This window comes from Flagellimonas lutaonensis (assembly GCF_000963865.1).
GTDB classification, from domain to species: Bacteria; Bacteroidota; Bacteroidia; order Flavobacteriales; family Flavobacteriaceae; genus Flagellimonas_A; species Flagellimonas_A lutaonensis.
This window is the reverse complement of sequence record NZ_CP011071.1, coordinates 2,869,953-2,894,571: the sequence shown is the minus strand read 5'-3', so window position 1 is coordinate 2,894,571 and position 24,619 is coordinate 2,869,953. Positions and strand designations below refer to the sequence as shown.

The window sequence follows — 24,619 nt, the reverse complement described above, 5'->3', positions numbered from 1 at the left end:
TTTAAAAATTTTAACCTATTTTTGCGCTTTATCTAGAAAATTTTAAAAAAACATGAATACCCTGCTAGTACATTCAAAATCTGATTTAATCGGAGCAGTCGCGGGCGCACTTTGCCTAGTTCATTGTGTAGCCACCCCATTTCTGTTCGTGGTACAGGCCGGATTGGTCGAGCATGGTCACAGCCATCCGCTGTGGTGGGGTCTTCTCGATATCGTGTTTTTGGGCATTTCCTTTGCCGCCGTATGGTGGTCGGGCAAAATGACCTCAAAAAAGTGGATGCGAAACGCGCTTTGGGTGAGCTGGGTGGTTTTGGCCCTAATCGTGGGCAACGAGAAATTTTCTTGGTTACCAATTGCTGAGCAGGCCATATACGCCCCTACTGTTGCACTTGTCTTACTTCACCTTTATAATCGTAAGTATTGCCATTGCCAGAACGATGCCAGTTGTATCGAAAAATAGATGCTTTTTGAATAATAAATGCCGCTATGCCATAAATTATCTATTACTAGCGGCTCTTTTAAGTTAATTTAACCGATTGTTATTCAAAAGTATCGGCACTATCAAGTTTTGCGAGAATTGCCTCATGCTCTTTTTGCATCATTTCATGCTTTTTTTCCATTTCACTTTGCTCTTCCATCAATTTTTTATGGGTATCGATCATTTCAGTGATTTGGGCCTGCATCTCTGCAGCCGACTTCTCACCAAATCCTTTTTTGAGTTCTTGGTGCGCTTCGATGATTTCATCATCGCCCTTTAAAAGAGCATCATGTTTCTTTAGAATGGCTTCGTGCTTGGCAATGTCTTCCATAAGGCTTGAATCTTGTGCTTGCATTGCCTCCATGTTAGATTTGAATTCTTGATGTTTCTCTGACATCTGGGCGTGGGTTGCCTTAAAATCAGCATGCACTTGCGAAATGCTGTCATGCTGTTGTTGCAATTTGTCAAATTGTGCTGCCAGTTCTTTTTTTTGGTTGTCACAACCTACCAATAGAAGGATGGACAATACTATATAACCTAACTTTCTCATACCATGTTGTTTTAAATGTTCATTTTATAAGGTATGCTAAGTCAGCATTTGTGTTTGCTGATATAGAACTATTTTTGATCGATTTGCCCATAAATCGAATTGAAATGGTAATGGGCATCAATAAGGGGTTAGTTACCCTTTTTAAACAGATAGGTATAAATCCAAGTCAAGGTAAAGGTAGGCACCACATCCAACCCGGGAATCAGCTCCTCTATGAACGTAATGATTCCTGCTGCCTGCCCCACTTTTCCTTTGTACAAGCGCGTCATCAGCCATCCGGCGATGGGGGCCCAGATCACATCGGAAAAATCACCGATAAACGGAACCACGAACGATAGCATTCCTATGCCGTCCAACAATATACTCAGTAAGAGCTTTTGATACTTCTTATCGTTCTTTTCGCCCATTTTGGAAATTTAGAAAATAGTAGCGTACCAAAAAAACAACTACGAAAGATCTGAACTGATCAGTTTTAGAAATTCGTTGCGCGTTTCTTCGTTCTTGAAAGATCCCCGAAAGCCAGAGGTTGTCGTAACGGAATTCTGTTTTTGCACACCGCGCATCATCATACACATATGCGCGGCCTCTATGACCACCGCCACACCTTGTGGTTTCAAGGTATCATTGATGCAGTCGAGAATTTGCTCGGTCAACCGTTCTTGCACCTGCAATCGTCTGGCGAACACATCAACGATACGCGGCAGTTTGCTGAGCCCGACGATATGGCCATTGGGTATGTAGGCAATGTGCGCCTTGCCAAAAAAAGGCAACATGTGGTGTTCACAAAGCGAGTAGATTTCAATGTCTTTTACGATCACCATTTCGTTGTACGATTCTTTGAACATGGCACTTTTTAGAATGGCCGCCGCATCTTGGCGGTACCCCTGGGTCAAGAAAAGCATGGCCTTGGCCGCCCGTTCAGGCGTTTTTACCAGTCCCTCACGGTTGACATCCTCCCCTATTTCATCGATGATTTTTGAAAACCGTTCCTTTACCTCGTTGGTGATCTTGATGTTATATTCCTCTAAATTCTGGTATGGTGCCATATCAACTTTTAACTGTATTGAGTTTATCTGCAAATGTCGAAGTCAATTTCTTGATCTTGGGGTCGATGATGAATTGACAATAAGGTTGCGAACGGTGTTCGTTATAAAAATTCTGATGGTCTTCTTCGGCCACATAAAAAGGTTTCTCTTGCGAAACGGCCGTTACTATCGACGCACCAAAAACATTTTCTTTTTCCAATTGGTTTATAAAGGCCTCGGCCTCGTCTTTTTGTTTTTCTGAAGTATAAAATATTTCACTTCGGTACTGGGTGCCCACATCATTGCCCTGTCGGTTCAATTGGGTCGGGTCGTGGGTGGCAAAAAATACTTCCATCAATTCGCGAAACGTTATCTCACTTGGATCAAAAGTAATCTTTATCGCCTCTGCGTGGCCCGTTCTACCCGTGCAAATCTCACGATAGGCCGGATTTTTGATGTGCCCGCCAGTATATCCGGAAACCACTTCCTTTACCCCACGCAACCGTTGAAAAACCGCTTCGGTACACCAAAAACAGCCCCCAGCAAAGATGGCTGTCTCTAAAGAGTCTTTATTTTGTTTATCCATTTAAAATAAAAGTTGAACAAATTTAACCATTAGGGAACTCTGCCACCCTAATTATTCGTTAAAGTTTGTAGTCGGAAAGATAGTGCAAAACTTATTTTCGTGCTGATTTTTTGCAATGCAAGGGAATGATTACTTTCACACAGCGAACATCAGAGCTATGATCAAGGCCTCGAACATCAAAAAAAACTATGGCGACCTGCAGGTACTAAAAGGGGTCGACATCGATATCAAAAAAGGTGAGATTGTCTCGATTGTTGGTCCATCAGGGGCCGGAAAGACCACCCTGCTGCAGATTTTGGGCACCCTTGACCTTCCCTCCAACAAGAAAGAGTGCCAATTGCAGATCAACAATGTCGATGTGCTAAAATTAAATGACAAGGGCATGGCGCGTTTTCGAAACGACCATATCGGGTTCATTTTTCAGTTTCACCAATTGTTGCCCGAGTTCACGGCACTTGAGAATGTGTGTATTCCTGCTTTCATCAAAAAGACCCCGAGGGCAAAGGCCGAACAGCGCGCCAAAGAATTGCTTGATTTTCTGGGTCTTTCGCACCGCCATGACCATAAGCCCAACGAGCTTTCAGGTGGTGAACAGCAGCGTGTGGCCGTGGCAAGGTCGTTGATCAACAATCCCTCCATTGTTTTTGCCGATGAACCCAGCGGCAACCTCGATTCTGAAAGTGCCGACAACCTTCATCAACTGTTCTTTCAACTGCGCGAAGAATTTGGCCAGACCTTTGTAATAGTCACCCATAACCAAGAACTGGCCGATATGGCCGACCGAAAACTCACCATGATCGACGGATTGATCGTATGATGGACCTATTGCGAAAAATATGGCGGTTTACCAAAAAAACAAGATATCAGCAATATAAGTATCCGCCAAGATTACGTAAGCGTCTCTTTGTCAATTTGTTGGGAACAAACCTGTTGGTTGCGTTCTGTTTGGGAATGGTGACGGGGATTTTTGAAAGCATCACTGGATTTGACCCTGGCGAACATATGATGGGCGAACTTTTTGATGAACCGCCCCTCTATATCTTTTTTCTGGTCGTCATATTTGCCCCATTGGTAGAGGAGGCCATTTTTCGGGGACCCTTGATATGGTTCAGAAATTCGAAATATTTTCCATGGGCGTTCTATATTTCAGTGGTGCTGTTCGGCGCCGTACACCTGTTCAATTTTGAGCAGTACAATGAAACACTCTGGGCGGCCCCTTTGCTTGTTTCCCCACAATTGTTCACAGGTATCTTACTGGGGTACACCCGAATAAGGATGGGGCTTCGATATTCGATTCTGATGCACGCCTGTTTCAACGCCATTTTACTGGGCCCCTTTATCATAATGCAATCCTTCAAACCATTGTTTGAATGACCAAAGCAGAACTCAAAGACTTTCTCGATGCAAAGGCTGAACAGTATGAGCATCCACAGTTTTTGGAGAGCGATCCCCTTCAGGTACCCCATCGCTATTCAAAAAAGGAAGACATTGAGATCAGCGCATTTTTGACCGCCACAATTGCATGGGGCAATCGCAAGAGCATCATCAACAATGCATCCCGCATGATGGAATTGATGGATAACGCTCCCCACGACTTTTTGGTCAACCACGCCCAAAGAGACCTTGAACGGTTGAAACCCTTTGTACACCGTACCTTTAACGGTGATGACCTCTGCTATTTTGTGAAGGGGCTACAATATGTTTACCAGCATCATGGAGGGTTGGAAGCTATTTTCACAGACTATCAGACCGAGACATCGCTACAACCGGCCATTGGCAGGTTTAAAGAGCTTTTTTTCAGGTTGCCCCATGCCCAACGCACCACGAAGCATATATCCAATCCAGAAAAAGGCTCCGCGGCCAAACGTATCAATATGTTTTTACGATGGATGGTGCGCACCGCCGACAAAGGGGTCGATTTTGGCCTATGGAAAGGCATTCGGCCAAGTAAACTGTCGTGTCCCTTGGATGTTCATTCGGGCAACGTGGCCCGAAAGCTCAAATTGCTCAAACGGAAACAGAACGATGCCAAAGCACTTGAAGAATTGGATAGCAACCTGCGAAGGCTAGACCTGCAAGACCCTGTGAAATACGACTTTGCCCTGTTTGGTCTAGGTGTTTTTGAGAAGTTTTAGAAGCCCGGATAGGTCATTGCCAGTTTCAGGCCATCTTTCAATTTCATTTGTTGGCAGGCATCAAGGAGGTCTTTTACTTATTTTCAAAAGCATAAATGCCGTTCAACGAAATGTAGGAAATTTACTTGCTCGATTAGAGCAATCTTATTAGTTTTCGCCGCTGCAATACGAACCTAATCTGTACTTCCAGATTCAAAATCGATAGCATAGCAGTCTGCCAACCCGTAACCGGAAAATCAATTTCTAAATTGAGTGAATACATCCACAAGTTCCCCGGGTTAGCTGTCGGGGGCAGGCTGCTCTTTTAACCTAAGTCGTTTTTAAATTGATAAACAAACATTTCAAAGAGCTATTCCGACGGTTGATCCATAACCAGAAAAAACCATATCAAGGTAATGGTCAATCTAGATTTAAATCCCATAAAATTAGACTCCAAAGATCACGTCAAATACGACTTTCCCCTTTTCGGATTGAGAATTTTCAAAAGATTTTTAAAATCAACCCCCAAACCCGTACTTTGGTTCAAAATTCATTTGCTGCTTTTTTCCTCCCTCGGCAATCGATTTGTAAATAGCCTCTACAATGATCATGTCACGTTTGCCCATTTCACCGGGGGCAAGTTTTGGCGTGCCGTACAGCACATGACTTGCAAAATCATCCATCTGTAGTTTTTGTTGGCTTTCCTGCGGAAAATCCAGTTCACCCCTTGAAGTTCTTCCCGCCAAGGGAATATACGTGCTGGCAGGGTCGAGTTCGAACCATCCGTTCACACAGGAAGCATATAGTCTATTGGCCCTGACATTGTGTGAGGTCATCATATTGGCCACGGCGCCACTGGCAAATTCGAATTGGGCCGTAATGGTCTCGTCGGTATCTTTAAAATAAGCTGGCCGTGTACTGAACTCTTGGGCGGTCACCGAAACAGGGTTTTCGCCCGTACTGTAAATGGCACTTTGAATGGCGTATACCCCCATGTTCATCAAGGCTCCACCGCCTGATAATTTTCTGTTCAACCGCCATTGATTGGGGTTTCCCGTAGAGCGATAAGCGGCATCTGCCGAGACGTACAGTACATCGCCAAAGGTTTTTTCCCTTACAAAACGCTTCACCTCTTGAGTGTAGGGTTCTGAGTGCAGGCGATAGCCCATTCCCAGTTTGACCCCGGCTTTGTTACAGGCATCGATAATGGCATCACACTCTGCGACATTCATGGCCATCGGCTTTTCGCAGATGACATGCTTGCCCGCTTCGGCCGCCCGTACTGAAAATTCAGCGTGCATGCTGTTGGGCAGCACCACATACACCACATCGATGGCATCATTATCGGCAATGGTGTCAAAATTCTCGTAGTTGTAGATGTTTTCTTGGGGAATGTTATATCGATTGGCCCATATTTTTTCCTTGGCAGCGGTACCCGTAACAATGCCTGCTAAATAGCAATGCCGGGTATCTTGAAGTGCAGGGGCCAACTGATAGGTGCTGTAGCTGCCCAAACCCACCAAAGCGATGCCCAGTTTTTTCTTTTTTTGATTGTTTCCCATGGCACATGACAAAGGCAGGTGGGCGGCCAAGGCCGTGGCTCCGATGCCTTTTGCCAGCATGGTGTTAAAGGTTCTTCTTGAGTTTTTTTCCATATGAACATACTGTTGCCTAATAAAGGTAACAAAGATTGTCAAGGGCACTGCAGACTTTAAAGTTTCTTAAACAAAATGCCTATTTTTAAGGCAAGTCTAATTCAAATGAAAATGAAAAAACAGTTACTCTCTCTCATTCTTACAATGAGTTTTCTTTTTGCTTATTCCCAAGATCGGAAATTACCTGTCGACACCATGGTGACCACCCAACACAGTGTCACCATCAATGGCACACCAATGACCTATACGGCCACAACGGGCACGCAGCCTGTGTGGGACGAAATGGGCAAGCCCATCGCCTCGTTGCACTACACCTATTATACCCGAAACAATGTCAAAAACAGGGCCGAGCGGCCGATTCTGTTCTCGTTCAACGGGGGGCCAGGTTCTGGATCGGTTTGGATGCACTTGGCATACACAGGGCCAAGAATATTGAAAATTGATGATGAGGGCTACCCTGTTCAGCCGTACGGCGTCAAAGAAAATCCCTACTCAGTATTGGATGTTACCGACATTGTCTATATAAATCCGGCCAACACAGGTTATTCGAGAACCATACCTGAAACCGGTAAAGAAGTAGACCGCGATAAGTTTTTCGGTATCAATGCCGATGTAAAATATCTCGCCGAATGGATGAACACTTTTGTGACCCGAAACAACCGTTGGCGCTCACCCAAATACATTATCGGCGAAAGCTATGGGGGCACCCGCGTCATGGGTCTTTCCCTGGCATTGCAAAACCAGCAGTGGATGTACCTCAACGGGGTCATCATGGTGAGTCCGGCTGATTATAAGGTGATCCGTGTGGGCGGACCCGTGTCAAGTGCCCTGAACCTGCCCTACTACACCGCTACGGCGTGGCACCACAAGGCCTTGCCGAGCGAGTTGCAGAGCAAAGATTTGCTCGAAGTGCTTCCCGAGGCCGAAGCGTATACGATCAACACGCTGATTCCCGCTTTGGCAAAGGGCGGATTTATACCTGAAAGTGAACGAAATGCCGTGGCCGAAAAAATGGCCTACTATTCCGGACTCAACAAGAAAGACATCCTCGATCACAATTTAGATGTGCCCACCCGATTTTTTTGGAAAAATTTGTTGAAAGATAAGGGCGGCTACAATGTTGGCCGTCTTGACAGCCGCTATCTGGGCATCGACCGCCAACTGTTCGGTGAGGGGCCCGACTATTCGGCAGAACTGACTTCATGGCTTCACAGTTTTACCCCTGCCATCAATTATTACCTACAGGAAGAACTGAACTTCAAGACCGACATCAAGTACAATATGTTCGGCCCTGTACGCCCATGGAACAACGAAAACGACAATGTGCGCGACAACCTCAGACAGGCAATGGCCCAAAACCCATACCTGCACGTATTGGTGCAATCAGGTTATTATGATGGGGCCACTACCTATTTCAACGCGAAGTACACCATGTGGCAAGTTGACCCCAGCGGGCGCATGAAAGACCGTTTCGAGTTTAAGGGCTACCGATCGGGGCACATGATGTACCTGCGACGTGAAGACCTTAAAAAGGCCAATGACGACCTGCGTGATTTCATAAAACGCACGACCGCCATAGGAAAAAGTGCCAAATATTAAAGAAAAACATGATGAAAAAACACCTATTATCCGCATTCGCCCTTCTTCTGGTCTGCCAAGTTTTGGCCTCCCAAGAAATTCCACCCGCAGCATGGCAGATCAAGACCGCCTTAATGGCCGTTCCCGATGATTACAAAGATGGCGCAAAAGTCTATGGCTATGATGCGGAAGGAAACTTCACCACACTCCGGGAAGGCACCAATGATTACATAGCGCTTGCCAGTGACCCGAAAAGAGAAAAATTCTCAACCGCTGCCTACCACAAGGATCTGGAGCCTTTTATGGCACGTGGCCGTGAATTGAAAGCACAGGGCAAGACCTTCAAGGAAATTTTCGACATTAGGGAGGCCGAGGTAAAATCAGGAAAACTGAAAATGCCCGATAAGGCCACGCTCTGTGTATTCACGGGTGAGGTGAACCCCGAAACAAAGGAAATTGAAAACCCCTATGTACGGTATGTGTTCTACATTCCGTATGCGACGGGCGAAAGTACGGGCTTACCGACCACCCCCTCCCCACCGGGCCATGCCTGGCTGATGGATCCCGGCACGCACAGGGCGCATATCATGATCACGCCCCCCAAGAAAAACTGAAAGAATTGCCAATGAAAAAAATCGAATTTGGCAGCGTCCATAGAAAAAAGCACTTTGATTTTTTCAATGGGATGAACCACCCCCATTTTAATATTACCGCCAATATTGAAATAACGGCATTTGTCAAATATGTTAAGGCATCAGAATTGCCCCTGACCTTTAGTTTGGTCTATCTGCTATCAAAAACGGCCAATGATATTCCCGAGTTTCGTTGGCGTATTCGAAACGGTTCAATTATTGAGCATGAATCTGTGCACCCCTCATTCACTGTGCCGACCGATGAGGCCGATGTCTTCAGTTTTTGTACGGTTGACCATGCCGAAAAAGCTTCTGACTTTATCAAAAGGGCCCAAAAGGTCAAGGAGGATATGAAGAAAAATCCTTCTATGGAAGACGAACCCGGTCGCGATGACTTTTTGTTCATGTCTGCCATCCCATGGATCAGTTTTACCGGTATACAACATGCCATGAGCTATCATCCACATGATTCAGTTCCACGAATCAGTTGGGGCAGGTTTTTTGGGCAAAGCGGGGCGACCCTTATGCCGCTATCGGTACAGGCACACCATGCCCTGGTCGACGGCTGGCACATGGGACAGTTTTTTCAAACTTTTGAAGAAATGGCCAAGAACCCCTCTGCATATCTTCAATAGCACCTATAAACCCATCACTTGTAACAAAACATGCCGATTTGATACCCATAATTAAAAGACAATAAAAATGGGTGGAGGAGGATTTGCATTACACGCACTTAAAACAATCAGGCAGAACAGAAGTTTGCTCAAAAAGAAGGGACGTAGCAAAAAAACCAAAGAGGAGGTTTACGGCAAACAAAACCTGACACAGCTAAGCCTCAAGACTTCCATTCCCAAAGATATGGCAGCCATCCGTAAAAAAATCGCCATTCAAAAGCGAAAGAACCTTCGGGCAACTTTGTGGGCAGCTGTTGCCACCATCTTTCTCTTTGTCTTGCTCTTTTGGTGGCTAAGTTAGCCCAAGAGCTATTTATTTGCTATTTTGAGGGTTCCCATTGGGCAATCAAAACTTCCAACCATGATGAAACCCTTTCAATACCTTCTTTTGGCATACCTTTTCTTTGGCAACATACCCCCAACGCTAAGTCAAGATGTCTTTGCCGTGCAAGGGCTCTGCATTGCGGCCCCACAACCCGGATCCCTTGATGAGTTCATCGATTTTGCAAAAAAAGAATTGGCGCCCAACGGCATCAACACCTTGGTTTTGCGTGTTGACTATCGCTATGAATATGACTCTAGGCCCGAGCTTAGAGGAGAGAATGCGCTGAGCAAAGAACAGGTAAAGAAATTGGTGAGCGGCTGTAAAGAAGTGGGTATTGAAATCATTCCGCAGGTAAATTTGTTGGGGCACCAAAGCTGGCATTCAAAGGCTACCAAACTGCTCGAATTATATCCCGAATTTGACGAAACCCCGAACATCAAGCTTCCTGAAAACTACGAATGGCCCAACGAAGACGGTCTCTACTGCAAGAGTTACTGTCCGTTGCATCCCGATGTACACGAGGTGGTCTTCGATCTGGTCGATGAGATTGTGGAGGTGTTTGAGGCAAAAGCCTTTCACGCGGGCATGGATGAGGTCTTTTACCTGGCCCATGAAGATTGCCCACGGTGCCATGGCCGTGACCCTGCCAAACTCTTTGCCGATGAGGTGCGCAAGATCCGTAACCATTTGGCACAAAACAAGATTCGCTTATGGATTTGGGGCGACCGTCTTATCGACGGTGCCGAAACGGGCATAGGTATGTGGGAAGCCAGTATGAACAACACCGCACGGGCCATCGATATGATTCCAAAAGACGTGGTCATCTCTGATTGGCACTACGAAAGGGCCGACCCGACGCCTGCCTATTTTGCCACGAAGGGTTTTGATGTGGTGGCCTGCCCTTGGCGCATTCCAGAGGTGGCCAAAAAACAGGTTGAAATGATGGCCGACTTCAAGGCCAATTCCATCAAAAAAATGGCCGACCGATATTTGGGTGTCATGCACACCTACTGGTCTTCGGCCGAACGGTTTATGGAAGCGTACAAAGATCCATCACACACACTGGATGAAAAAGGGCGTAGCCCTGTATTGACCTTCAGGGCCATGACAGCGGCCATTCAGGAAAAAGAAAAAAACTAATGCGCAGTAACCCCTTCCAATAGGGCAGTCGAACAACAAGAAAACATGCGTGTAGCATCCATTGATATTTTAAGGGCTTTGACCATGCTTTAATGAGATTTTGGTCAACAGCTTATGGAACCTCAAAAATATGGCCACATGGCTTGAACTTAACAGACCTGCCAAACAAGGTGGAAAAGAAAAGATTTATACCAAAACTTTGAAAGACAGAAAATTGCTACTATCTACATTAAGAACTATTTTTAACCGTATACACAATTCTAAAATAACATGAAACCTCAATTGATATCAAAGCTGACAATAATGATGCTGTTTTTTGCCGTAACCATGACCGCTACTGCCCAAGACTGGGCCAACCTACAAAAATACAAAGAGGCCAATGCCCGGCTCGAGGCACCGGCAGAGGGTGAGAATCGAGTGGTTTTTATGGGCAATTCCATTACTGAAGGTTGGTCGGTGGCCAATCCTGGTTTTTTTGAGGGCAAGCCCTATATCAACCGCGGTATCAGTGGGCAGACCACGCCCCAAATCCTGTTACGCTTTCGGCAAGATGTCATCGACCTACAACCAAAGGTCGTGGTCATTTTGGCGGGCACCAACGACATTGCGGGCAATACGGGGCCGATGACCTTGCAACAAATACACGACAACATTCTTTCGATGGTCGAATTGGCACAGGCCAATGGCATCAAACCCATTGTTTCGTCTGTGCTTCCTGCGTATGACTATCCGTGGCGACCCGGTTTGGAACCCAACATCAAAATCCCAAAACTGAACACCATGCTCAAAAAAATGGCCAAAGAAAAGGGCGTCATGTACTTGGATTATTTTTCGGCCATGGCCGACGACCGCAACGGACTGCCCAAAGAATTAGCGGGTGATGAAGTGCATCCTACCAAAAAAGGATACGCCATTATGGAAAAACTGGTCGAAAAGGCCATTGAAGAAACACTTAAGGGGCCGTAGATGAAAAAGTTCTTAAAACCTGCCTTTCTTCTCTTTTATCTGCTGATGCCCGTATCGTTCTTCTTTGTCGGACTGTTGTTTGCAAAGTTGATTGATGCCGGCAAGGGCCAAATGCTTGCCGCCGGAGCAATTGTTTTGGGCTATGGGGTGCTGTTTGCTGGGCTGGCCTTTGTAACCTCTTTCATAATCGTGCGCTATACAAAGCATCGATATGTGGTCATCGCCAATATAGTGCTTTCGGTGTTGTTGGTGTCTTTCTTGCTATATTTTAGGATCCAATACAAAAACCGAAACAGCCCCAAACCTGCCGAGCATGAAATGAAGGCGCCAAAACCCACAGCTCCGGCCGAAAAGGGAAATCTCTTGATTTGGTCAGCCATCCCAAAAAAAAAACATTTGCAGAACCCTGAAAACGACATGGGCCTTGGCTTTTTTACGCCCAATTTTTACGACAATCCCCTCCTTTATTTTTATGGCAATGTGAACCCTGAAAAATCGGTGATGGAACATGCCCCTACCGACAGTATCGTTTTTAAAAGACGTGGGCAGGGCGGTTTCGATATTGCCCAAGCTCCGCCGTGGCTGGTGCCCGAGCACATGAAATTAGACTATGACATGCTCTATTTTGAGATAGCTGCTTTGGGTCGTGAATTTGCCGAAGTGGTCGTAAACACCCAAACCCGAAGAACTGCCCTTGTAAATAAGTATGATGGTAAAATCATTTTCTGGCCAGCGTTTCTGTTGCAGGTCCATTCGGTTGAATTTCCGCCCGATTCCAACGAAAAGATCAGGGCACGACCTTTTGAACAGGCAAGCGAGGTAAACCTCCCCTATTCCTTCTTAAAGCCCGTTTCCATTAAAAACGAATGGATGCAGGTCGAGCTATGGAACGATGACTTCAGACCCATTGGCAAGGGCTGGATACGATGGCAACGAAATGGAAAATTGTTGATCGATTATTCGTTGTTGAGTTGATATATGGTCAGCATCCTGATACCCTTTAAGAACACGGCCCATTATCTACCCGAATGTATTGAAAGCATTTTGGCCCAAACCCACACAGATTGGGAGGTGTTGGCCGTGGATGACCATTCTACCGATAAAAGCATTGAAGTGCTGAAATCATATGCAAAAGAAGATTTGAGGATAAAGGTTTTTGAGAATCAAAGGAGTGGAATCATTCCCGCGCTGCGTACGGCCTACAAGCACAGTTCGGGTGAATTCACTACCCGTATGGACTCTGACGATATCATGATGCCCGATCGGTTGCAGGTAATGGTCGAATCGCTTCAAAAACAGGGAAAAGGCCATGTGGCCGTGGGTCAGGTGAAATATTTTTCTGATAGGGGCATCAGTGACGGGTATGACCGTTATGAAAAGTGGCTGAACGAATTGATTTCCGAAGGAAAAAACTATTCGGAAATTTATAAGGAATGTGTGATTCCCTCGCCCTGTTGGATGGTACATCGCGACGATTTTGAGGCCTGTGGCGCATTTCGACCCGATAGATACCCAGAAGACTATGACCTTACCTTTCGGTTTTATGAAAAGGGATTGAAAATAATTCCCTGCAAAGAAGTATTGCACCTGTGGCGCGATTACGACACACGTACCTCACGCACCCATGAGCACTATGCCCAAAACTATTTTTTGGATATTAAACTGCACTATTTCTTAAAGCTGGATTATGACCCCAACCGCCCCTTGGTCATTTGGGGCGCCGGGTTCAAAGGAAAGACCATTGCCAAAACATTGCTTGAAAAAGGGGTGGATTTTACCTGGCTGTGTGACAATCCAAATAAAATCGATAAAAAAATTTATGGGAAAAAGTTGTCGCACTTTTCCATCCTTCCAGCGATGGGAAACCCCCAAAGCATCGTTACGGTGGCGAATGAAGATGCCCAAAAAGAGATCCGGGGCTACCTGAAAGAACTCGGCCAACAGCCCATGAAAGACCATTATTTCTTTTGCTGAACAAGTTTACGTGTTGGGTGTAAAAGTCAATTCTTATCATTGTTTTGAAACATCACATAGAACACTTGCCCTAGCCTCTCCCGAAAATATCATAAACTGTTAAACTCTAAACAAGAAACATAGCCACCATAAACATATTTTCTATATTTGGCCAATCTTATTGGGAATGCAGTTCGAACATCCAGCACTACTTTGGGCCCTTTTTCTTCTTCTGGTTCCTATCATTGTACACCTTTTTCAATTGCGACGGTTCAAAAAGACCCCGTTCACCAATGTGGCAATGCTGCAAAAGGTGGTCTCAGAGTCGCGAAAAAGCAGCACTTTAAAAAAGTGGCTTTTGTTACTTACCCGTTTGGGGTTATTGACGGCCTTGGTACTGGCTTTTGCCAAACCTTTTTCTTCCAATGAAACCGCGCTGGCCCCCAAAGAAACGGTGGTGTATCTCGATAATTCATTCAGTATGCAGGCACAGAAAGAGGGTGCCGCCCTTCTTGAAAAGGCCATCCAAGACCTGATAAGCAATTTTGATGACAATGGCCAGTTCAGCCTTATCACGAACAGTGAAACCTATGCCAATATTACCATCAACGACAGCAAAAATGAATTATTGGCCATTCGGCCCACCATACAGCAACTACGCTTTAATGATGTCTTGTTGAAGGCAAGCACCCTTTTCTCAAAAAATCAGGGCACTGTTCGCAATTTGGTCTTTATCTCAGACTTTCAAGAAACATTGGGAGAGGTACCTGATAACATTCCCGGCCAAAAGCTGTTTGCGGTGGCCCTACGGCCCGAAAAACGAACCAATGTTTCCATCGACTCCATCAGTATTGAAAGTGGCAACGGCCTTTCGCAATCAAATCTTACCATATATCTCTCTGGCAATCATGAGGAGGACAACTTGCCCATTTCACTCTTTGATAATGATACCCTGATTGCCAAAACCTCCGCTGCCATGGACCAAACGGGCAGTGCAAAGGTCATATTCTCAATCCCTGCCGGGGACGACATCAAAGGAAGAATAGAGATTTCTGACGGAGGTTTGCCCTATGACAACAATTTTTTCTTCACCATTGGCAAGCCTGAAAAAATCAAGGTACTGGTGGTCGCCAATGCGAATAGCGACTATTTGCGGCGTATCTATACCGAAGATGAATTCGATTTGACCATTGCCCGCCCTGACCAACTGGACTATAGCCTGATAGAAAAACAGAACACCTTGGTTCTTGATGGGCTTACCAGAGTCCCCCAAAGCCTTTCAGAAGTGCTCAAAGACTTTATGGCCAATGGTGGAAACCTAGTGTTTATACCTTCCAAAGAAGCAGATCTGGGCAACTACAACCAAATGTTGTCGTTTTTTGGCGCTCCCCGGTTCTTGGAATGGGTTGATGCGCCTAAAAATATATCCAATATCAATTTTGACCATCCTATTTTGGCGAGCGTGTTTGAAAAACAGGTGACAAATTTCCAGTATCCAAAAGTGGAAGGGCATTACAAGACGAACGGTGTGGCGAATACGATTTTGGGGTATGATGGCAACGAGCCCTTTCTGTACCAACAGGGAAATCTCTATGCTTTCTCTGCGCCGCTTCATTCAGAAAACACCAATTTTAAGGGATCCCCGCTTATTGTTCCCGTTTTCTACAATATGTGCCTGACAAGCCTAAAAAGGCCTCGGCCGTATGAAATTTTGGGGCGGCCCACCCAGGTAGACCTGCCTGTTCAGACCGGTCAAGACAATATTTTGAAACTTTCTTTGGATGGGGAAGAGTTTATACCGCGCCAACGCTCTTTTGCCAATAAGACCTCCCTGTTCTTTGACGCAAACCCCCATATTGCCGGTACATATGACATCACCAACGGCCAACAACGCGTGGGACGTATTAGTTTTAATTATCCGCGAACAGAAAGCCTTTTGGCCTATCACGAACTATCTGGCGCTACTATAACCGAACAAACAGAAAATCTGGAGGATACCTTTGCGGTGCTGAACGCCCAAGACGAAATCACTTCGTATTGGAAATGGTTTGTTATTTTAGCACTGGTTTTCGCCCTTATGGAAATGTTCATCCAAAAACTCATTTCATGAGCATCTTGATCAAGTCTGCCACCATCATCGCGCCAGGCAACAATTCTTTGCACCAAAAGAAGCGTGATATACTGATTCAACGCGGACAAATTGAAAAAATCGCTTCAACGATTGCGCCCAAGGGTTCCGAGAAAATTATTGAAAGAACCAATTTGCACGCATCCATCGGGTGGTTCGATGGCGGCGTTGCCTTTGGCGAACCCGGATTTGAAGAACGCGAAACCATTGCCAACGGCCTTGATGTGGCAGCAAAAAGTGGCTTTACCGATGTTGTACTGAACGCCAATACCAACCCCACCCCTGATACCAGTTCAGATATTGTTTTTTTAAAGGATAGGGCGCGCGGCAAACTAACCGATCTGCACCCAATGGGCAACCTTACCTTGGGGGGCAACGGAAAAGGGCTGGCAGAGCTCTACGATATGCACAACGCCGGGGCCGTGGCGTTCTATGACCATAAAAAATCGTTGTCCGATGCCAATCTGTTGAAAATAGCGCTGTTGTATGCCCAAAATTTCAATGGCCTGGTATGTTCGTTCCCACAAGATGCCTCAATAGCCGCCTACGGAAATGTACATGAAGGGGCCGTTTCGACACGGTTGGGCTTAAAAGGAATTCCGGCCTTGGCCGAAGAACTGCAACTGGCCCGTGATCTGTTCTTGTTGGAATATACAGGGGGAAAACTGCACATACCCACCATTTCGAGCGCCAGATCCGTAAAATTGATTGCAGAGGCCAAAAAGAAAGGGTTGGACGTTACCTGCAGTGTGGCCATTCACAACCTATTCTTTACCGATGAAGAACTCGAAACCTTTGATACCAACTTCAAGACCTTGCCCCCGCTTAGAGAGAAAAAAGACAGTCAGGCCCTGATAAAGGGCCTTAAGAACGGTACCATTGACTATGTGACCAGTGACCATACACCGATCGACATTGAGGAAAAACGAGTGGAATTTGACAACGCCAACTACGGCACCATTGGCCTTGAAAGTACCTTCGGCGGATTAAATTCACTGGTGGGCACAGACATGGCCGTTGAATTGCTCACAAAGGGCCGAGAACGTTTTCATATTAGCGCCCCTGACCTAAAAGAGGGAGTACCGGCCAACCTGACACTTTTCGACCCAGACGAAACATTCGTTTTCAGCAATGGCCACATTGGGTCAACCTCAAAAAACAGTATTTTCTTGAACCGAAAAATAAAGGGCCGCGTATTCGGTAGTATCAAAAACGGAAAAATAGAATTGAATTGAAACCTGAAGGGAAATCAACCGCCATCATCGCCTATATTACCATTGTGGGTTCTTTGATCGCCATCAGCATGAATGCCGAGCCCAAGCATGCCTTTGCCCGGTTCCACACCCGGCAGGCCTTTGGTATCCATTTGATTTTTCATGCACTGGCCATTGTACTCACCTATTCGTTTTCGGCCTACATTTGGCTCATATTGTTTGCGGCCTACGTGATAGGCCTTATCTATGGCCTTACATCGGCCCTCGATGAAAAAAAGCGGCCATTGCCCCTTTTGGGAGAGCATTTTCAAAATTGGTTTACTTTTATTTCTTGAGGCTTAGCTATTAGACTTTAGACGTGAGACAAACAGATGCAATGTTTAATGCCCAAACCTAACACACAACATACAACCACAATTCGTAATTCATAATTCTAAATTCGTAATTCTAAATTCGTAACTCAATATGTCCCCCGCCCCACTATCGCTCACCCACCTAATTCGTCCCGCCAAAAATGTTGAAAAGGCCCCTGTGGTATTCATGCTGCACGGCTATGGCAGTAATGAAGAAGATCTTTTCTCTTTTGCGAACGAGCTGCCCCAAGAACTTTTCATCATTTCTATAAGGGCGCCCCACAACCTTGAATTTTTTGGTTATGCGTGGTACGCCATTAATTTTGATGCAGAATTTGGTAAATGGAGCGATGACCAACAGGCGATTGAATCGCGCGAAAAAATAGTGGCCTTTATCGATGAGGCCTGCAAAGCCTACCCTATTGACTGCAACAACATTACCCTGCTAGGGTTCAGCCAGGGCACCATTTTGAGCTATGCCGTGGCACTTTCGTATCCAGAGAAGGTAAAAAATGTGATAGCCCTCAGCGGTTATATCAACGAGGCCATTCTAGTGGAGGGGTATCAAGAAAAAGACCATTCAAAACTACAGATATATGCTTCGCATGGGCAGGTCGATCAGGTGATTCCGGTTGAATGGGCACAACGCGCCCCAGAATTTCTTGAAAAACTTGGCATTGCCCATACCTATGAAGAATTTCCCGTGGGGCACGGCGTATCGCCCCAAAATTTTTATTCGTTTAAAAAGTGGTTGGAGGAGCGGATTTAACCGCACCAAAGGATTTTTTTACAATAATCTTTATTAGATAAAGTTATTTATAAAAAGTTGGTGCCAATATAATGAGACTTACAAAATATTTTATTCCGCTTTTAGTTTTTATTGCTTGCACAGAAGAAGATGATAAGGCACCTGAAAGTCTTGAATTTATCAATAGTGCAGCTGTAGCATTTGCATACAACGGGCAGGAACTTGATACTTTCTTTCAGAACCCCGACAAAGCCTACTTGAGTGGTTATCTTTATTTCGAGCCTGATTTGGCGGAAGACGTAATATTTGGTATTGATATTGAATGGTTTGAAGGTGTCGATAACCCGATTAACTTTGAAGGCGCTGATTGGATGGCTCTGGCCGGATTTCAGCGAAACGGCATTTTTTGGTTTAGAGTAGGTGCACTAGAAAATCTATCAGGAACGCCAACGATATCTGAAAATTGGGAAATAAGGGACATAAATCAAGAATTAGAACCAAATACATGGTACAAAATGACCATAGAGGCAGATTTTGGAAACAGAGAATTTGTATCGGTTAAACTCGTTGGTGGTACCACTGACATCGAACTTGATTTGAGTGGGTTTCAACTGGATTATCCAAATTATATACCATTTGACAAACCTTCTCTGACTTATTATGCATTCGCTTTGCGTTCTCAAGAATTTGCTCAAGGAAGTCAAGGTGGTACTGATGTTTACTTCGATGATTTGGAAATTGGTCTTCTTCAAGATTCTGGAAATACCGTACTTTTTAATAATAGTTTTGAGAACCAAGATGAAATCTTGGAAATCCCCTTTGAGGCGCCAGTAAGCCCAATGGAAAATATCACAGAAAATTTTTGGTATTTCGAAAATGATGATGCCAAAGTCAGCATATCTGAAAACTATTCAAGGACTGGACAAAAGTCAATGCTCTGTAACGCAGATTTAAAAAAATAATACAAGAGCTAAAAATGGTAGCATTCACCTGCGGCGTACTTTTGTCGCGCTGCTTGCGCAGGCACCACGCCAAAATCAAGTCGACAACATCGCCGCGCAATGCCAGATTGCCGAATCCGTAGGATGAGGGCATGCCTTCCTCCACCGCGCAAAAACCTGCCTCATAGGCCACACATACCTCGTGGCCCGGGAAGTATTTCGTAACCTATTTCAATAATCCTTCGGGCTCCAAAGCCATACTAAACGGTTTGCCGAAGAACAGATTCGATGAACAGTGCACTTTCCGGCTGCGCTTGTGTATGTCGATACCTATGAATAATTTAGGGCGTGCAGTATGTTGTGTGTCCATATCTATAAGTTTTGGTGAACTTTAAAGATACTCGACCGCCTGCTTTTTCATGGATGCTATAATCCATTGGGCAATAAGTGGTAAAATGAAACCTAGTGCTATAAATAAAATTTACGGTAAACTGAAAGTGAAGTGCTTAGAAATCAACGCTTCATAAACAAAACGTTGTAGAAAATTTTGAAAAAAATGAGAAGACTAATTTTTGTGCCATTATTATTGATTGCAGTTTTGGTCTCTTGTGATGATGACTCGTTAAACACTAATGAAGAAGTTGTTCAACAAAATACTCTAGCTACTATAGAAAATGACATGATTTTACCTCATGAAGGACAATTAAACGGACTTCCACCTCAATTTGATTGGAGTCAACACCCAAGAATTGGTTGGGGAAATAATCCACCATCAGATTGGTTTGCTATGATTCCTTGGGGGCAAATATATAGAGATACAAATCCCATGACTGCCAATAATTCCAGAATTCAAATTAGAAATTTACAAGCTTGGTATCTTAATTCAGAAAACAGATGGGTACAATGGATATTTACTTCTGACATCTTTGGAGCTCATTATCTTGAAAATTATGAAAATGATGACAATATTCCAGCTGATATCCTAAAGGAAGAAACAGGTGGAATTTCTGTGAAATTTTTAGACGGATATAACTTTCATTTTTGGCCATCAAATGGACGTGTCAGCATTAATCCAAATAATATTCATGGGGTTTGGATAAGTGTACAAGCCCGTTTAATACTAGATAATGCTCAATCAGAAGACGACAGAAATGAAGCTAACTTTCTACTTGGAGTAGGAGGTGATTATTGGAAAAACTTAACTGTAGGCTGGGATAATTTCCAATCTAGTGGTGACATTGCCATTGGTAGAATGAAATACCTTAATAAGGAGTGGAAAACTTTTAATATGCATACTCTATCTTCCGTACAACTTAGCGATTTCCCTCCACCTTTCAATTAAAAAGCTTCTACAACAATGGCTCCTATAACAAGCCATAATCCAGTCTCCCAAAGATAATTAATATGCATTTACTGTCTTAAACCAACTATTTTCTTTTAGAAATAACTTGTATTACTTCGGCCAACTCAGAACATTGCCTATATACGATCGGTGCCTATGCCCCTTACTGGCTCCTCGTATACAGCAAATGATCTACCAGTTCAAAATCGACCCCCAAATCGTCCTTTAACTCGTAGCGTATGATCAGATCGCCCCAATATTTGCCATCGGAAAAATCGGCCACAATCCAACGGTGGTTCAACACCTTGATCTTGTTGATCTTAAAATCGCCTTCCATACCCTCGTAGGGCACCAATGGGTTGTTGCCCTTTCGCTCGTTGGTTTCCAATAACTTGTCCTCAATATACCTTGTGGGGTTTTCCAAATTCAGATGGTCGTAATATGCAAGGGCATCGTCGTTGTTTTCCAGCGCAAAATACTGCATGTCCATCAACCGCATTTGCATCTTTTGAAGTGAATCTTCAAGTTGTTCCACTTTTTCCTCCAATTTTACGTTTCGTTCGCCCAACTGGTTCTGCATTTTGTTTCCGCTAACCAAAAGATAGAGGCAGATAAGTGCCGTGAACAAAAAAAGGTATAGGTAGATTTTACTTTTCATGATGCGTTATACCATTATGGTTAAATTATCGTAGGCCAAAAATACATTTTTGGGCAATCTTGCCTGCACATCTGCGTGAAAACCCAACAAATGGCTAATGTGCGTGAAATAGGTTCGTTCGGCACCGACTTCGTTGGCAAAGGCCAGTGCTTCCGCCAAATTAAAATGGGAATGATGGGGCTCTTCGCGAAGCGCATTGACGACCAGCACTTTTAGGTTTTTCAATTTTGGCATTTCTGTATCCTCTACCCGTTTTACATCGGTCAAATAGGCAAAATCCTTGATACGGTAGCCGAACACGGGCAGTCTGTTGTGCCAAGCCTCAATGGGCCAGACCTTTTCACCCGCCAGTTCAAATGGCTTGTCTTTGGTGATTAGGTTGACCTGCACCGCTGGGGCACCGGGGTAACGGTTGGTATCGGCAAAAATATAATCGAACCGTACGCGCAACGAGGCCATGGTACGTTCTGATACGTATATGGGAATATCGCCTTGACGGAAGAAAAACGGGCGAATATCATCGATGCCGGCGGTATGGTCGGCATGTTCGTGTGTAAAAAGAATGCCATCGAGCCGGTCAACGGGGTTTGCCAACATCTGTTGACGAAAATCGGGTCCGCAGTCGATAACGTAATGGCATCCGTTGAACTGAAGCAAGACCGAAACCCGCAACCGTTTGTCTTTGGGGTCGCTGCTCAGGCAAACAGGATGTTGACTGCCTATTACCGGAATTCCCTGCGAGGTTCCCGTACCTAAAAATGTGACTTTCAGTCGGTCATCCATAAAAGTCAAAATTATAACTTATTTATTTAAAAAAGTTAGCTAACTTCTTAACTTTGCGAGCAGAAACAACAGCATATGGCACCACTTCTCAACAGGGAAAGTGAATTTGAGAACATTCCCTCGATCAAGGCGAAAACCCTCAGGATCAATCTGAACCCAGACATTTACGGAACCTTTGCTGAAATCGGCGCGGGACAAGAGACCGCCCGACATTTTTTTAGGGCCGGTGGAGCCTCGGGTACCATAGCCAAGGCCATGAGTGCGTACGATAAAGCTTTTAGCGACGCCATTTACGGGGTCGAAGAAGATGGTCGTTACGTAACCCAAAGTAGGCTAAAAAAAATGCTGGAGCATGAAATGGGGCTAATGGAGGAGCGTATTGATCGCACGCAAAACCCAAACCGCCTCTTTTTCTGTTATGCCAACACCGTGGCCACCATTGACTTTTCTAAGCGCTATAAAGGTCACGGCTGGGTGGGACTACGTTTTCAACTAGACCCGAAACAGAAAGAGTATGATGAGATTATTTTGCATGTACGTTTCAAGCAAAATGAAGCACGCCTGCAGCAAGAGACCTTGGGTATCTTGGGAGTGAATCTTATATATGGAGCCTTTTTTAAATACAACAAGCCCAAAAAGCTGTTGAAATATCTTTATGACCATATCGATAAAGACACTTTGGAAATTGATATGATCAATTTTACCGGGCCCAACTTTAAAGATGTTGACAACCGTTTGATGAGCCTTCAGCTTATTAGAAACGATATGACCGATGCGGTGATGTTCGGCCCTGATGGCAATAACCTGCTACCGGCTGCGGTGCTCTACAAAAAGAACATTTTGGCACTACGCGGTAGTTTTAGGCCGGTGACCAAGGTAAATATGGACATGTTCCAGAAATCATATGATATCTTCATACGCGAGCAGACCGTTGAATATGAAAATACCATTGTCATTTTTGAGATAACACTTTCAAACCTTAAGGCATCGGGCGAAATCGACGAACGTGATTTTATGGACCGTGCCGAACTACTCTGTTCTTTGGGCCATTATGTAATGATCTCGAAATTTCAAGAATATTATAAACTGGTCGAATACTTTAGCAACTACACCAAGAACAGGATTGGCCTTACGATGGGGGTCAACAACCTCATTGATATTTTCGACGAAAAGTACTACCGTCATTTGAGTGGTGGTATTTTGGAGGCCTTCGGAAAACTGTTCTTTAAAGACCTGAAGGTATACCTCTACCCCATGAAAGACCCCGAAACGGGGCAGATCATGACCAGCAACAACTTGAAGGTTCACCCAAGAATGAAAGAATTGTACAAGTTCTTCAAGTACAACGGCAAGGTGATGGACATTATCGACTACGACCCAGACATCATGCACATTTTCTCGAGGGATGTGCTCAAGAAAATCATCAATGGGGAAGATGGCTGGGAAGAAATGCTACCAGAGGGCATTGCCGAGATTATCAAAGAGAAAAACCTGTTCGTTCGAAAAGAACTCCCTAAGAAAGAGGAAGTACAATAATTATTTTAAACATATTTTACCGGGCGCAACCGAGATTTTCAGTTGCGCCCGGTATTTCTTCTAGCCTTCCAAAATCTGTGCTGCGTGGTCTTTGGTCTTTACTTTTTGAATGACCCGCTCAACGGTGCCCTCCTCATCGATGATGAATGTGGTCCGGTGAATGCCATCAAACTCACGCCCCATAAATTTCTTAGGGCCCCAGACCCCAAATGCATTTATGACCGTATGGTCTTCATCAGCCAATAATGGAAAGGGGAAATCAAATTTATTCTTAAAGTTGGCCTGTTTTTTTTGTGAGTCCGCGCTTACGCCCAATAATTCGTAACCGGCATCTTTCAATTCTTGGTAATAATCGCGAAGATTACAGGCCTCGGCCGTGCAACCCGGTGTGTTTGCCCTGGGGTAAAAGAAGACCACCAATTTTTTTCCTTTATAATCAGAAAGTTTGATGGAATTGCCGTCTTGGTCTTTTGCAGAAAAATCAGGTACTTTGGCACCTTCAGTAAGCATTTTCATAAATGTTCTGTGTGTTTAATTATTTTTATTCAAAATTAAACAAAATATGACCAAATCGGAAAAAGCGGCCTTTGTTATTAAAACGTTGGATGAAATCTATCCGACCATCCCCATTCCATTAGACCACAAAAACCCTTATACGCTATTAATTGCTGTGTTACTATCGGCCCAAAGTACCGATGTAAAGGTCAACCAAGTAACACCGCTGCTGTTTGAAAAGGCCGATAACCCCTTCGCGATGGTCAAACTCTCAATCGAGCAAATACGTGAGATCATTAAACCTGTTGGGCTCTCGCCCACCAAGGCCAAGGCCATTCACCGACTTTCAGAAATATTGATTGAAAAGTATGGTGGAAAGGTGCCGGAAGACATCGAACTTTTGGAAGAATTGCCCGGTGTGGGCCACAAAACCGCCAGTGTGGTGGTCTCGCAGGCCTTTGGTATACCAGCCTTCCCGGTAGATACGCATATTCACAGGTTGATGTACCGTTGGGGATTATCAAATGGAAAAAACGTGGTACAGACCGAAAAAGATGCCAAAAGACTGTTTCCAAAAGAGAAATGGAACAAACTGCACCTTCAGATCATTTGGTACGGGCGTGAATATTCACCGGCCCAGGGATGGAACCTCGAAAAAGACATCATTACCAAGACCATCGGAAGAAAAAGTGCGATCAACGACTACTACAAGCACAAAAAAAACCGCTAAAAAAAGCGGCTTTAG

28 protein-coding genes are annotated in these 24,619 nt (G+C 44.7%); 20 read left to right on the top strand and 8 right to left on the bottom strand.

The window, feature by feature from the left end; translation table 11 throughout:
• Positions 1–52: 52 nt before the first annotated feature.
• Positions 53–460: a MerC domain-containing protein gene (locus VC82_RS13370; protein ID WP_045802815.1), complete on the top strand. Its 408-nt coding sequence runs from the start codon at positions 53–55 to the stop codon at positions 458–460.
• Between the two features lie 79 nt (positions 461–539).
• On the opposite strand, the gene VC82_RS13365 is transcribed toward VC82_RS13370, so the two are convergent.
• The 4 genes from VC82_RS13365 to msrA form a co-directional block, all read right to left on the bottom strand.
• Positions 540–1,028 (bottom strand): hypothetical protein, encoded by a 489-nt coding sequence (locus VC82_RS13365; RefSeq protein WP_045802814.1) that lies wholly within the window; start codon positions 1,026–1,028, stop codon positions 540–542.
• A 128-nt stretch (positions 1,029–1,156) separates the two neighbouring features.
• Positions 1,157–1,435 carry a hypothetical protein gene (locus VC82_RS13360; RefSeq protein ID WP_045802813.1) on the bottom strand — a complete coding sequence of 93 codons (279 nt, stop codon included), beginning with the start codon at positions 1,433–1,435 and terminating at the stop codon, positions 1,157–1,159.
• Between the two features lie 39 nt (positions 1,436–1,474).
• Positions 1,475–2,074, bottom strand: coding sequence for a GTP cyclohydrolase I FolE (gene folE / locus VC82_RS13355; RefSeq protein WP_045802812.1), 600 nt, complete (start codon positions 2,072–2,074; stop codon positions 1,475–1,477).
• A 1-nt stretch (position 2,075) separates the two neighbouring features.
• Positions 2,076–2,639: a peptide-methionine (S)-S-oxide reductase MsrA gene (msrA, locus tag VC82_RS13350; RefSeq protein WP_045802811.1), complete on the bottom strand. Its 564-nt coding sequence runs from the start codon at positions 2,637–2,639 to the stop codon at positions 2,076–2,078.
• 157 nt (positions 2,640–2,796) lie between these two features.
• Between msrA and VC82_RS13345 the strand changes: the two genes are divergently transcribed.
• The 3 genes from VC82_RS13345 to VC82_RS13335 all read left to right on the top strand — a co-directional run bounded on the left by VC82_RS13345 (position 2,797) and on the right by VC82_RS13335 (position 4,774).
• Positions 2,797–3,456 (top strand): ABC transporter ATP-binding protein, encoded by a 660-nt coding sequence (locus tag VC82_RS13345; protein ID WP_045802810.1) that lies wholly within the window; start codon positions 2,797–2,799, stop codon positions 3,454–3,456.
• Between the two features lie 98 nt (positions 3,457–3,554).
• Positions 3,555–4,013, top strand: a complete 459-nt coding sequence (locus VC82_RS13340; protein ID WP_170218325.1) for a CPBP family intramembrane glutamic endopeptidase — start codon at positions 3,555–3,557, stop codon at positions 4,011–4,013.
• The gene (locus VC82_RS13335) at positions 4,010–4,774 is read left to right on the top strand and encodes a TIGR02757 family protein (protein WP_045802809.1); all 765 of its coding nucleotides are present in this window, start codon (positions 4,010–4,012) and stop codon (positions 4,772–4,774) included. Before VC82_RS13340 ends, VC82_RS13335 begins: the two co-directional genes overlap by 4 nt.
• Positions 4,775–5,271: 497 nt before the next feature.
• Here VC82_RS13335 and VC82_RS13330 read toward each other — a convergent pair whose 3' ends face one another.
• Positions 5,272–6,408, bottom strand: a complete 1,137-nt coding sequence (locus VC82_RS13330; protein ID WP_045802808.1) for a Gfo/Idh/MocA family protein — start codon at positions 6,406–6,408, stop codon at positions 5,272–5,274.
• Between the two features lie 111 nt (positions 6,409–6,519).
• Between VC82_RS13330 and VC82_RS13325 the strand changes: the two genes are divergently transcribed.
• The 14 genes from VC82_RS13325 to VC82_RS13260 all read left to right on the top strand — a co-directional run bounded on the left by VC82_RS13325 (position 6,520) and on the right by VC82_RS13260 (position 20,402).
• A complete protein-coding gene (locus VC82_RS13325) occupies positions 6,520–8,007 on the top strand; it encodes a S10 family peptidase (RefSeq protein ID WP_045803454.1) in 1,488 nt (495 codons plus the stop codon).
• 8 nt (positions 8,008–8,015) lie between these two features.
• On the top strand, positions 8,016–8,600 hold the full coding sequence (locus tag VC82_RS13320) for a hypothetical protein (protein ID WP_245615906.1): 585 nt from the start codon (positions 8,016–8,018) through the stop codon (positions 8,598–8,600).
• A gap of 11 nt (positions 8,601–8,611) precedes the next feature.
• Positions 8,612–9,253: a chloramphenicol acetyltransferase gene (locus tag VC82_RS13315; RefSeq protein ID WP_045802806.1), complete on the top strand. Its 642-nt coding sequence runs from the start codon at positions 8,612–8,614 to the stop codon at positions 9,251–9,253.
• Positions 9,254–9,320: 67 nt separating this feature from the next.
• Entirely contained in the window at positions 9,321–9,593 is a 273-nt protein-coding gene (locus VC82_RS13310; protein WP_045802805.1) for a hypothetical protein, read from the top strand.
• Positions 9,594–9,653: 60 nt separating this feature from the next.
• The gene (locus tag VC82_RS13305; protein WP_084598232.1) at positions 9,654–10,757 is read left to right on the top strand and encodes a family 20 glycosylhydrolase; all 1,104 of its coding nucleotides are present in this window, start codon (positions 9,654–9,656) and stop codon (positions 10,755–10,757) included.
• A gap of 270 nt (positions 10,758–11,027) precedes the next feature.
• Positions 11,028–11,723 carry an SGNH/GDSL hydrolase family protein gene (locus VC82_RS13300; protein WP_045802804.1) on the top strand — a complete coding sequence of 232 codons (696 nt, stop codon included), beginning with the start codon at positions 11,028–11,030 and terminating at the stop codon, positions 11,721–11,723.
• Entirely contained in the window at positions 11,724–12,698 is a 975-nt protein-coding gene (locus VC82_RS13295) for a hypothetical protein (protein ID WP_045802803.1), read from the top strand.
• A 3-nt stretch (positions 12,699–12,701) separates the two neighbouring features.
• Complete coding sequence (locus VC82_RS13290) at positions 12,702–13,697, top strand: glycosyltransferase family 2 protein (protein WP_045802802.1); 996 nt, start codon at positions 12,702–12,704, stop codon at positions 13,695–13,697.
• A gap of 166 nt (positions 13,698–13,863) precedes the next feature.
• Complete coding sequence (locus VC82_RS13285; RefSeq protein ID WP_045802801.1) at positions 13,864–15,786, top strand: BatA domain-containing protein; 1,923 nt, start codon at positions 13,864–13,866, stop codon at positions 15,784–15,786.
• On the top strand, positions 15,783–17,039 hold the full coding sequence (locus VC82_RS13280; RefSeq protein ID WP_045802800.1) for a dihydroorotase: 1,257 nt from the start codon (positions 15,783–15,785) through the stop codon (positions 17,037–17,039). Before VC82_RS13285 ends, VC82_RS13280 begins: the two co-directional genes overlap by 4 nt.
• Complete coding sequence (locus VC82_RS13275; RefSeq protein WP_313777701.1) at positions 17,036–17,353, top strand: magnetosome magnetite crystal formation protein family; 318 nt, start codon at positions 17,036–17,038, stop codon at positions 17,351–17,353. The genes VC82_RS13280 and VC82_RS13275 overlap by 4 nt, the downstream gene beginning before the upstream one ends.
• Positions 17,354–17,483: 130 nt before the next feature.
• The gene (locus VC82_RS13270) at positions 17,484–18,140 is read left to right on the top strand and encodes an alpha/beta hydrolase (RefSeq protein WP_045802798.1); all 657 of its coding nucleotides are present in this window, start codon (positions 17,484–17,486) and stop codon (positions 18,138–18,140) included.
• Between the two features lie 71 nt (positions 18,141–18,211).
• Positions 18,212–19,081: a hypothetical protein gene (locus tag VC82_RS13265; protein WP_045802797.1), complete on the top strand. Its 870-nt coding sequence runs from the start codon at positions 18,212–18,214 to the stop codon at positions 19,079–19,081.
• A 535-nt stretch (positions 19,082–19,616) separates the two neighbouring features.
• Positions 19,617–20,402, top strand: a complete 786-nt coding sequence (locus VC82_RS13260) for a hypothetical protein (RefSeq protein ID WP_045802796.1) — start codon at positions 19,617–19,619, stop codon at positions 20,400–20,402.
• A gap of 163 nt (positions 20,403–20,565) precedes the next feature.
• Here VC82_RS13260 and VC82_RS13255 read toward each other — a convergent pair whose 3' ends face one another.
• Both VC82_RS13255 and VC82_RS13250 read right to left on the bottom strand, forming a co-directional pair.
• A complete protein-coding gene (locus VC82_RS13255) occupies positions 20,566–21,060 on the bottom strand; it encodes a hypothetical protein (RefSeq protein ID WP_045802795.1) in 495 nt (164 codons plus the stop codon).
• Between the two features lie 6 nt (positions 21,061–21,066).
• Positions 21,067–21,831 carry an MBL fold metallo-hydrolase gene (locus VC82_RS13250; protein WP_045803452.1) on the bottom strand — a complete coding sequence of 255 codons (765 nt, stop codon included), beginning with the start codon at positions 21,829–21,831 and terminating at the stop codon, positions 21,067–21,069.
• A gap of 87 nt (positions 21,832–21,918) precedes the next feature.
• Between VC82_RS13250 and VC82_RS13245 the strand changes: the two genes are divergently transcribed.
• Positions 21,919–23,379: a nucleotidyl transferase family protein gene (locus VC82_RS13245; RefSeq protein ID WP_045802794.1), complete on the top strand. Its 1,461-nt coding sequence runs from the start codon at positions 21,919–21,921 to the stop codon at positions 23,377–23,379.
• 60 nt (positions 23,380–23,439) lie between these two features.
• Here the strand turns inward: VC82_RS13245 and bcp are convergent, their stop codons facing one another.
• Positions 23,440–23,895 (bottom strand): thioredoxin-dependent thiol peroxidase, encoded by a 456-nt coding sequence (gene bcp, locus VC82_RS13240; RefSeq protein WP_045802793.1) that lies wholly within the window; start codon positions 23,893–23,895, stop codon positions 23,440–23,442.
• A 46-nt stretch (positions 23,896–23,941) separates the two neighbouring features.
• Here bcp and nth point away from each other — a divergent pair, with 46 nt between their 5' ends.
• A complete protein-coding gene (gene nth, locus VC82_RS13235; RefSeq protein WP_045802792.1) occupies positions 23,942–24,604 on the top strand; it encodes an endonuclease III in 663 nt (220 codons plus the stop codon).
• Positions 24,605–24,619 lie beyond the last annotated feature (15 nt).

Coding starts and splice junctions, on each gene's coding strand:
- VC82_RS13370 (WP_045802815.1), top strand. CDS start 53: ATGAATACCCTGCTAGTACATTCAAAATCTGATTTAATCGGAGCAGTC.
- VC82_RS13365 (WP_045802814.1), bottom strand. CDS start 1,028: ATGAGAAAGTTAGGTTATATAGTATTGTCCATCCTTCTATTGGTAGGT.
- VC82_RS13360 (WP_045802813.1), bottom strand. CDS start 1,435: ATGGGCGAAAAGAACGATAAGAAGTATCAAAAGCTCTTACTGAGTATA.
- folE (WP_045802812.1), bottom strand. CDS start 2,074: ATGGCACCATACCAGAATTTAGAGGAATATAACATCAAGATCACCAAC.
- msrA (WP_045802811.1), bottom strand. CDS start 2,639: ATGGATAAACAAAATAAAGACTCTTTAGAGACAGCCATCTTTGCTGGG.
- VC82_RS13345 (WP_045802810.1), top strand. CDS start 2,797: ATGATCAAGGCCTCGAACATCAAAAAAAACTATGGCGACCTGCAGGTA.
- VC82_RS13335 (WP_045802809.1), top strand. CDS start 4,010: ATGACCAAAGCAGAACTCAAAGACTTTCTCGATGCAAAGGCTGAACAG.
- VC82_RS13330 (WP_045802808.1), bottom strand. CDS start 6,408: ATGGAAAAAAACTCAAGAAGAACCTTTAACACCATGCTGGCAAAAGGC.
- VC82_RS13325 (WP_045803454.1), top strand. CDS start 6,520: ATGAAAAAACAGTTACTCTCTCTCATTCTTACAATGAGTTTTCTTTTT.
- VC82_RS13320 (WP_245615906.1), top strand. CDS start 8,016: ATGATGAAAAAACACCTATTATCCGCATTCGCCCTTCTTCTGGTCTGC.
- VC82_RS13315 (WP_045802806.1), top strand. CDS start 8,612: ATGAAAAAAATCGAATTTGGCAGCGTCCATAGAAAAAAGCACTTTGAT.
- VC82_RS13310 (WP_045802805.1), top strand. CDS start 9,321: ATGGGTGGAGGAGGATTTGCATTACACGCACTTAAAACAATCAGGCAG.
- VC82_RS13305 (WP_084598232.1), top strand. CDS start 9,654: ATGATGAAACCCTTTCAATACCTTCTTTTGGCATACCTTTTCTTTGGC.
- VC82_RS13300 (WP_045802804.1), top strand. CDS start 11,028: ATGAAACCTCAATTGATATCAAAGCTGACAATAATGATGCTGTTTTTT.
- VC82_RS13295 (WP_045802803.1), top strand. CDS start 11,724: ATGAAAAAGTTCTTAAAACCTGCCTTTCTTCTCTTTTATCTGCTGATG.
- VC82_RS13290 (WP_045802802.1), top strand. CDS start 12,702: ATGGTCAGCATCCTGATACCCTTTAAGAACACGGCCCATTATCTACCC.
- VC82_RS13285 (WP_045802801.1), top strand. CDS start 13,864: ATGCAGTTCGAACATCCAGCACTACTTTGGGCCCTTTTTCTTCTTCTG.
- VC82_RS13280 (WP_045802800.1), top strand. CDS start 15,783: ATGAGCATCTTGATCAAGTCTGCCACCATCATCGCGCCAGGCAACAAT.
- VC82_RS13270 (WP_045802798.1), top strand. CDS start 17,484: ATGTCCCCCGCCCCACTATCGCTCACCCACCTAATTCGTCCCGCCAAA.
- VC82_RS13265 (WP_045802797.1), top strand. CDS start 18,212: ATGAGACTTACAAAATATTTTATTCCGCTTTTAGTTTTTATTGCTTGC.
- VC82_RS13260 (WP_045802796.1), top strand. CDS start 19,617: ATGAGAAGACTAATTTTTGTGCCATTATTATTGATTGCAGTTTTGGTC.
- VC82_RS13255 (WP_045802795.1), bottom strand. CDS start 21,060: ATGAAAAGTAAAATCTACCTATACCTTTTTTTGTTCACGGCACTTATC.
- VC82_RS13245 (WP_045802794.1), top strand. CDS start 21,919: ATGGCACCACTTCTCAACAGGGAAAGTGAATTTGAGAACATTCCCTCG.
- bcp (WP_045802793.1), bottom strand. CDS start 23,895: ATGAAAATGCTTACTGAAGGTGCCAAAGTACCTGATTTTTCTGCAAAA.
- nth (WP_045802792.1), top strand. CDS start 23,942: ATGACCAAATCGGAAAAAGCGGCCTTTGTTATTAAAACGTTGGATGAA.